The organism is Clostridium sp. AF27-2AA (assembly GCF_003478505.1).
Classification (GTDB): Bacteria; Bacillota; Clostridia; order Lachnospirales; family Lachnospiraceae; genus Brotaphodocola.
The window spans coordinates 1-7,839 of record NZ_QUFI01000061.1; the positions used below are offsets into that span (position 1 = coordinate 1).

Genomic DNA, 7,839 nt, shown 5'->3' on the forward strand with positions numbered 1-7,839 from the left:
CCGGGAATTTTTATATCAACGGCTGAAATTTAAGCGCTTACAAAGAAACACATTGGTGATATATCCCTCAACCAATGTGTTCCTTTTTGACTAACCTCTATTTCGGTTCCGATTTAACCACGATTATTTATTTAATCCTTTAGTCAGAAATCAACTTCTGTTCCATAATATATGCATATCAGGAGTTTTTCCATATTTGCCGGATCAATTGCTCTTGGATTTGAGCCGGTGCATGCATCACCTACTGCAAGTTCTGCAATCTTTGCAACTTTTTCCTTAAACTCATCTTCCTGAATTCCAAACTCTTTTAATGTTTTTGGAATATTTAATCTTACATTAGCTTGCAGCGTTGCTGACATGCACAAGCGGTACTTGTCGTCCTGTCAGGCACATTCCAAGATAATCCATAATCGTACAGAAACTTGTCGCTGATTTCGGAATCAAGCTATGTCTCATATTGTAAATGTGCGTAACCAGCCCATATCCAGATGCTGTTTTTAACTTACACTTTTGTTGGATTTCCTCTATCAGAGATATTCCTTTGGTTTTCTTTATTTTAACTTCATTTATTTTCTCTTCTCCGATTTCATCATAAGCATTTTCTTTTTCACCACAAGAATCTCCATTTTCGCTATAAAGATTCCCTCGTTCATCCTGCCATGTATACAACGGACTGACACATTTTCCATTCTTATCAATGTACACAATTCCATGCATCTGCCCGGTAAGTCCGATTCTCTCGACATCCTGATATTTATCTAAAAAATAGTCTGTTAAATTCTGAGCCTTTTTTACTATCTGTTCTGCATCCTGTATTCGTTCCCATTCGTGTTCTGTTGGGATAAAGCAGCCATTTTCTATAGTCTTTGCCTCAACAATTTCCAATTTTTCTTCTGCTTTAGTTGTTATTTGACCTTCTACTTTATTCTCCAGAACAACACCACTGATTGTTGTTGTTCCAATATCAATTCCAATTATTTTCATAAAACAATCCCTTCATTCATCATTCATAAAAACCCTATTAATTTAGATAATATGAACTGGAAAGATTACTTACTATTTCATTTAAATCTATCAGTTATTCCGCTCTTATTTTTATATCTCTATAACCGGAATCCGAATCTCCGTAACAAATTTATCCGGATCATCTGTGATTCCATTGTCGATCATGGTAATTTCTTTAGAAGAACCCGCTACCTGCATTTTATGTTCATCTATATATTTCATAAGTTTATGATAGTATATTTCTGCCTCGCTGTGGCTTCCGCAAAAATATATGGAAACACAAAGTTCTTCCTGATGCTGCTCCACTTTTCCCTCATAACTGTCCTCGTCATCAAGCAATAAAAATACCTGATCGTATTCCCCGAATTTCCCGGCTAACAGATTGTCCTTTGAGATGCCAACACCGACTTTCCCGAGAAATACAAGAGATTCTCTCTGATTTTCTTCCAGACGGCGGATGGCATATTCAAGATCAAGGTAAGATTTCAATCTGAGAGAATCTTTCATCCATACGGTTCGGTACGGAGGGAATTTTTTTAGATGTATCACATTCAGTTCTGAAGTTCTGGCATCCCGGAGATGTTGCAGACGGTGGTCAATCTTGCGTTCGATTGTTTCCAACTCCCGCCGTTTCTTTTTTATCAGTTTTTTCTGATTTAACAACTTATCTTCTATCACGTCGATGTCTCTGTTTCCCAAAAACTCTCCAATCTGACCCAATGGCATATCCAAAACGCGCAAGTAACGAATCGTATTTAAAACCTCAAACTGACGTACACTATAATAGCGATAGCCTGTTTCCGGATCTGTGTATTCTGGTTTCAACAGACCTGCCTGTTCATAATGCCGCAGGCTGCCAACACTGATATGAAACATTTTTGCCACATCACCAATCTGGAATAATTTTTTATTCTCCAAGCTGTTTCTCCTCATGAATTATGTCTGTCATTTTCTGATCAAAACAAGCATCAACCTGTGAAGCGATTTCTCCATCAAGCCATCCTTTTTCTACCATATCATTTAAAATACCGTAAGCTTTTTCATGTGGCATTCCCTGTTTATACGGGCGGCTTTCTGTCAGTGCCTGATAAATATCGACACACGCCATGATGCGTTCCTGTGTGTTTAATTCAGCAGCTGTTTTTCCAAATGGATAGCCTGTCCCGTCCAGTCTTTCATGGTGAAAGGCAGCCCAGTCACGTATCTCTTCAAAATCATCGATTTCTGACAGAATATAATAAGTATATGCTGCATGGTGTTTCATAACTGCAAACTCATCATCCGTCAGTCTTCCCGGCTTCTCCAGAATTTTGTTACCTATGGCAACCTTTCCAATGTCATGCAGCGCTCCTGCAAGATACATTTTCTGAATTGTCTCCTCATCAAATCCCATAAATCTGGATAATTTCTCAGCATCTGCCGCCACACCTATGGAGTGTGTACTCGTAAATGGTGATTTATAGTCTACGATGCGTGCGAAAAATTTCGCCAGTGCTTCAATCTGTTCAAAGCTAAGATCTTGTTTTGTACGCGGCACTCTGTTCCATAAACGAGTCTCCACATCTTTTTCTCCAAGTGACAGAAAATGTTGTTCAGAAAAAGCATGTCTAAATGCTTCTATACATTCTTCATCCGCTATAGAACCTGTGATTTCCTGAAGAAATGCTTCTACCTTCTGCCAGGTGTCTGAATCAAAAGAATCACTGCAGCAGACCTGGTCAAGCAGATCACATAGATGGATAATTCGTGCAAAAACCGGTACTTCTGTCCATTTTTTTCCAAAAGGTCCACTTCCATCTGCATTCTCATGATGATACAAAATGACATTCTTTATATCCGTATGGAATGGAATGTCTTTCATGTTCTTCTCACCTGCCGCACAGTGAATTCCCAGCTCCAGTGGAATCGCCGAACCTATTGCACTTGCAATATCATTGTGTAATTCTTCCTGAATATATTGAGTCAGTGCATTATCATGTAACAACGCACCGGCTGTCAGATCCTGCAGACTCTCCCCCTGAATTCCCATCTGTTCTGCCATGCAGACACTCATATATGCAACACGCTTCGCATGCTTATCTGTTACATGCACTAACTCTGCTTCCACACAATCCAATGCATAGGAACACGCTCCCAACAATCCCAAAACATCTAATTTCATATCCTTTTGTCTCCTATCTGTATCATATATCTGACTGTTATTTTATCACAAAAAATTTATATAAAAAAGGTTTCATATTATTTATACAAAAATAACGGGCAAATCTTTATCTGCATAATTATCAAATAAAGTTTTGCCTGTTTTCTCACTTTATAAATATGTCATTAACTGCGTGTCCTAAAGTCTTTCTTAAATAATCAGTCCATGCCTACTGTTTCTCTCATAGAATCTCTTCTTATGCGTCCAGCACAACCCTGCAATCCTTCTTATAACATGCGATTCCATATTTAATAAAGTTTTGCACGGGAGTTTGACAGTTACATATCGCAAAAAATAGCCGCAGGCCGCATAAAACCTGCTTTTTTTATGTCAATTTTTGTTTTTATGTATGTTATTTTATGTTATTGTGTGATATAATAAGAAGATAAGGGAGGGATGGTGCATGAACCTTCACATAACAAAATCTAAAAATGCTGAATCATTTTATATCTGTAGGTCTTATGCAAAAGATAATGGCAGTACGACTTCGACTATTGTTCGCAAGCTGGGAACTCTGGAAAATCTCCTGATCGAGCATGGGCCAACAAGAGATGATGTTATCGCCTGGGCAAAAAATGAAGTAAAAGCAGAAACCGAAAAATACAAGAAAGAAAAAGAAGCAAAAACTCTGCTGATCCCATTCCATACAGACAGGCCGCTGGACTATGATAAACAGGTCTTTTTCCGTGGAGGTTATCTCTTTCCACAGTCTGTTTATTATCAGCTGCAGATGAATAAAGTCTGTAGGAAATTAAAACAAAAATATAAATTTAAATACGATATCAATGCGATTCTTTCTGATCTGATCTATACAAGGATCCTGGATCCATGCAGCAAGCGTTCTTCATTCAGGACAGCACATGAGTTTTTAGAAAAGCCTTCTTATGAGCTTCATGATGTATACAGGGCATTAGATGTTATTGGCAGCGAATGTGACCTTATTCAGGCTGATGTTTACAAAAACAGCCACTTTCTTGGAAAAAGGAATGACAAGATCCTTTATTATGACTGTTCCAATTATTACTTTGAGATCGAACAGGAAGATGGAATTAAAAAGTATGGAAAAAGCAAAGAACACAGACCCAACCCGATCATTCAGATGGGCCTGTTTATGGACGGGGACGGGATCCCACTTGCTTTCTCCCTCTTTTCAGGGAATTCAAACGAACAGACATCGCTGAAACCATTAGAGCAAAAGATCCTCGAAGATTTTGAATGTCAGAAATTTATTTACTGCAGCGATGCAGGTCTGGGATCCGAATCTATCAGGGAATATAACCATATGGGGGAACGGGCCTATATGGTGACCCAGTCTATTAAAAAGCTGAAAAAAGAAGAAAAAGAATGGGCTTTAAGCCCGCAGGGATTCAAAAGAGTATCTGATGATAAACCTGTTGATATCTCAAAACTGCCCGAAGATGACAAAGGACTTTATTACAAAGACGAACCATATACCACTAAAAAGTTACAGCAGCGTTTGATCATTACTTATTCCCCTAAATATGCCCTTTACCAGAAATCCATCCGCAGCAAACAGATAGAACGTGCACAAGCGATGCTGGATTCCGGGAACACAAAAAAGAACCGCAGGAACCCAAACGATCCAGCCAGATTTATTGGAACAACAGCAGTTACAAAAGAAGGTGAGACTGCCGATATTCAGCATTATCTTGATGAACATATGATCTCTGAAGAAAGCCAGTATGATGGACTTTATGCAGTATGCACGGACCTGTTAGACGATGAAGTCAGCGATATTTTAAAAGTAAGTGAAGAAAGATGGCAGATCGAAGAATGTTTTCGGATCATGAAAACAGACTTTTCCGCAAGACCTGTTTATCTGCGGGATGAAAACCGGATCAAAGCACATTTTCTGATCTGTTTTCTGGCATTAATGATCTATCGTTTCCTTGAGAGAAAATTGAACTATAAATATACTTGTGAGGAATTATTAGATACATTAAAAGCAATGAATTTTGCAGAGATCCAGGAACAAGGATTTATACCTTTATACAAACGGGAAGCTATTACTGATGATCTTCATGAAGCCTGCGGCTTTCAAACGGATTATCAATTTATAACGAAAAGCAGAATGAAAACGATCCAGAAAAAAAGTAAAAGAAAAGAATAAATTACCATACTTCGTGACAATGAGAAAAATCGCCACAGCCCAGTAAATACAAGGGTTGCAGCGATTTTTTCTTTTACAAACTGTCAAAGACGGGACTATACCACATTGTTAATCTATTTTCTATACACCTTTACTTCTCCCTACTCAGTCTGTTAATAATAACAATATTTAGTTTTTCCCGAAGGGATTTGCAACGAAGTTGCTTAATCTTGTGAAGCTCTGCTACAAGCAATACCCAGTACTTAGTGGCGAAACGCCACTAACTGGGCAATGGTTGCACCCTTGACCGGCTAAGGCGCTTCGCCCTTAACCCGAGCAGAGTCTTTCTCCTGCCCCTTGCATAAGGCTCTGTCTTTACAATCCGACAAACTTGAAATTGTATGTTATTCAATCCAAAGCTTCATATAATCGCCCTCTTGATAGTTATATACTCGTTTGCCTGCTTCTTCTTTTTTCAATTACTTCAGTATCTGATAGCTCATCATAAAAAGAATAACCATCAGACCTAAAAATATCTTGACCAGTTTCTGATACATCGTTGTTGCCGCACTTATGAGTGGGTTCCAGGTTTCCTCTGGGCCAGGCATATTGTTTTTATTGCTCCAATTTTCTCCAGTTATCTTCTGGGCATAGAGACGGTTGGATGCATAAGAGAGCATTTCCTTGGCGGCTTCTGCCTCGTGTTCTGACAATTCAAGGGTTCTGCCATCTGCGAAAGAGAGCATTTTCCATTTGCCTGCTTTCTTTCTCGGGGAGGCCCATCCGCTGATGTCTGTGAGAAGCGGAAGATAGTAAACACCGGCGGCGTCCTGTTCGTCAATGATAAAATGATGAGTGACCGTGAACGATCTGTTGCTGGAAACTGGCTGCATGAGAAAATATTCCGTACAGAAAAGCTCTCTGATCTGCTTGCGCTGTCCCCATGCATCGAAGCAGGAAAGTGTCCGCATGACCGGACCAATGGCGATAAGAACGACAAACACTGCGCCTGTCAGCAGCAAAAAGACTGCGTATATCATAATCGACGAGTAATCACTGAAAGGCGATGCCGCTTCCCGAAGCATCACTCCACAAAGCGGAATCACCAACGCAGCTTCCAGCAGGGAAATCCCACGAAAAATTGCATTCTGGCAAAACAGATAATAAAAGCTGACAAAGGTATCAGCATTCTGCCCACTATGGTAGCGAAGCGGAATTCGCATAAGCAAAAGTTCAGACAAAAGGCCGACAAGCAGCACCACTTCCTTGCATACAAGGATATAAATTCCATACATCCATATATAGAGCCAGGTTCTGCGGGAGCCATAAAGGGCCAGTAAATCTCCAGCCTCCGCATTTTCCAGAACACTATTCAGGATCTTTTCCCCGAAAAACAGGTGATAACCGATGCCCAATATCAGTATGATCCATGCAATATAATCAGGAATGCAGGACAGCACCCAGCGTTTGCGGCTACCGTGTTCATGTCTCCTTTGTCGTAAGAGCCCGATTCCCCATAGAATCGGATAAAGAAATACAATAAGAAGCAGCGCAAGATTCGTTTGTGGCTGTATTACCGTTATAAGCAGGCTCAGGCGTTTGGCCTGTGAAGCTATGCTCTGCAGATTCGGTACATGCGCAAAAATTGATAGCATCGACACGAAAATTACTGCAAAGACTCCTGGTATCGCCATCAGACTGAATGTTTCCGCTTTTGACTTGCGCTTCACCAGATTATATAGGTCGTTAAGATACAGACCTGCATTTAGATAAAGAAGTATTATTGTAAGCCAAAAGTCTGGTAAATAATCGGCATCCACCGTATATAATTGAAAGAAATCCAAGAGCGCCTCTATCATTTTTCACTCTTCTCCCTATTGAGATTTATCCTGTTTATTCTTACGGAAACACCCTTGTTCATAGTCAGTGACATACTCCCACCACTTAGCTAACGCCTGAAGTGGGGGCTTCTCGTTCGATTGCCCGATAGGGCAAAGCATAAGCGAGCTATCCCCGTGTGTCCCACGGTTTTATTAGACATTATGATAGTATGGAATTTCTTCCGCAAGGATCAGGAGATTTTCTTTTCTGTATCAAGTATCATTCCAGATATTCGAATACCTTCCCTGCATATATTGATTGCTGCGTTTTGATCCCGGTCCATTCGATTTCCGCACGCACACTCATAAATGCGATCACTCAATTGCAAATCCTCTTTTATGTTTCCACAGCAGCTGCAGGTTTTGGAGCTGGGATACCAGCGGTCAATACGGACCAGTTTCTTCCCGGCGCGTTCCATTTTATATGCCAGAAAATCCGTGAACATTCCCCAGCCATTGTCATGAACACGCTTTCCAAAACACATATCCCGGTTCATTTCTTTCATATTCAGATCTTCCATGCACACGATATCATAGGAATTGGCTATCTTCCTCGACTCCTTATGCAAAAAATCCTTTCGCTGATGTGCGATATGGGTATGGATCCGTGCCACTTTCTTCTTTTGCTTTTTATAACGGTTACT

The 7,839-nt window shown here is 40.1% G+C and carries 6 protein-coding genes and 1 pseudogene; 1 reads left to right on the forward strand and 6 read right to left on the reverse strand.

All coding sequences use genetic code 11. The annotated features are described in order from the left end of the window. Positions 1-143: 143 nt before the first annotated feature. The 4 genes and pseudogenes from DWY84_RS16815 to DWY84_RS16830 form a co-directional block, all read right to left on the reverse strand. Positions 144-329: pseudogene (locus tag DWY84_RS16815) on the reverse strand (butanol dehydrogenase); the annotation flags it as partial. 7 nt (positions 330-336) lie between these two features. Then, a complete protein-coding gene (locus DWY84_RS16820; protein WP_118534452.1) occupies positions 337-984 on the reverse strand; it encodes an FGGY family carbohydrate kinase in 648 nt (215 codons plus the stop codon). Positions 985-1,095: 111 nt separating this feature from the next. After that, complete coding sequence (locus DWY84_RS16825) at positions 1,096-1,923, reverse strand: MerR family transcriptional regulator (protein ID WP_243024905.1); 828 nt, start codon at positions 1,921-1,923, stop codon at positions 1,096-1,098. Continuing rightward, positions 1,913-3,166: an HD domain-containing phosphohydrolase gene (locus DWY84_RS16830; protein ID WP_118534454.1), complete on the reverse strand. Its 1,254-nt coding sequence runs from the start codon at positions 3,164-3,166 to the stop codon at positions 1,913-1,915. Before DWY84_RS16830 ends, DWY84_RS16825 begins: the two co-directional genes overlap by 11 nt. A gap of 442 nt (positions 3,167-3,608) precedes the next feature. Between DWY84_RS16830 and DWY84_RS16835 the strand changes: the two genes are divergently transcribed. Further along, positions 3,609-5,336 carry an IS1634 family transposase gene (locus DWY84_RS16835; RefSeq protein WP_118534455.1) on the forward strand — a complete coding sequence of 576 codons (1,728 nt, stop codon included), beginning with the start codon at positions 3,609-3,611 and terminating at the stop codon, positions 5,334-5,336. 458 nt (positions 5,337-5,794) lie between these two features. Here the strand turns inward: DWY84_RS16835 and DWY84_RS16840 are convergent, their stop codons facing one another. After that, the gene (locus DWY84_RS16840) at positions 5,795-7,174 is read right to left on the reverse strand and encodes a hypothetical protein (protein ID WP_118534456.1); all 1,380 of its coding nucleotides are present in this window, start codon (positions 7,172-7,174) and stop codon (positions 5,795-5,797) included. 212 nt (positions 7,175-7,386) lie between these two features. Beyond that, positions 7,387-7,839 (reverse strand): RNA-guided endonuclease TnpB family protein (locus DWY84_RS16845; protein ID WP_147354316.1); only part of this gene is annotated, 453 nt, incomplete at its 5' end.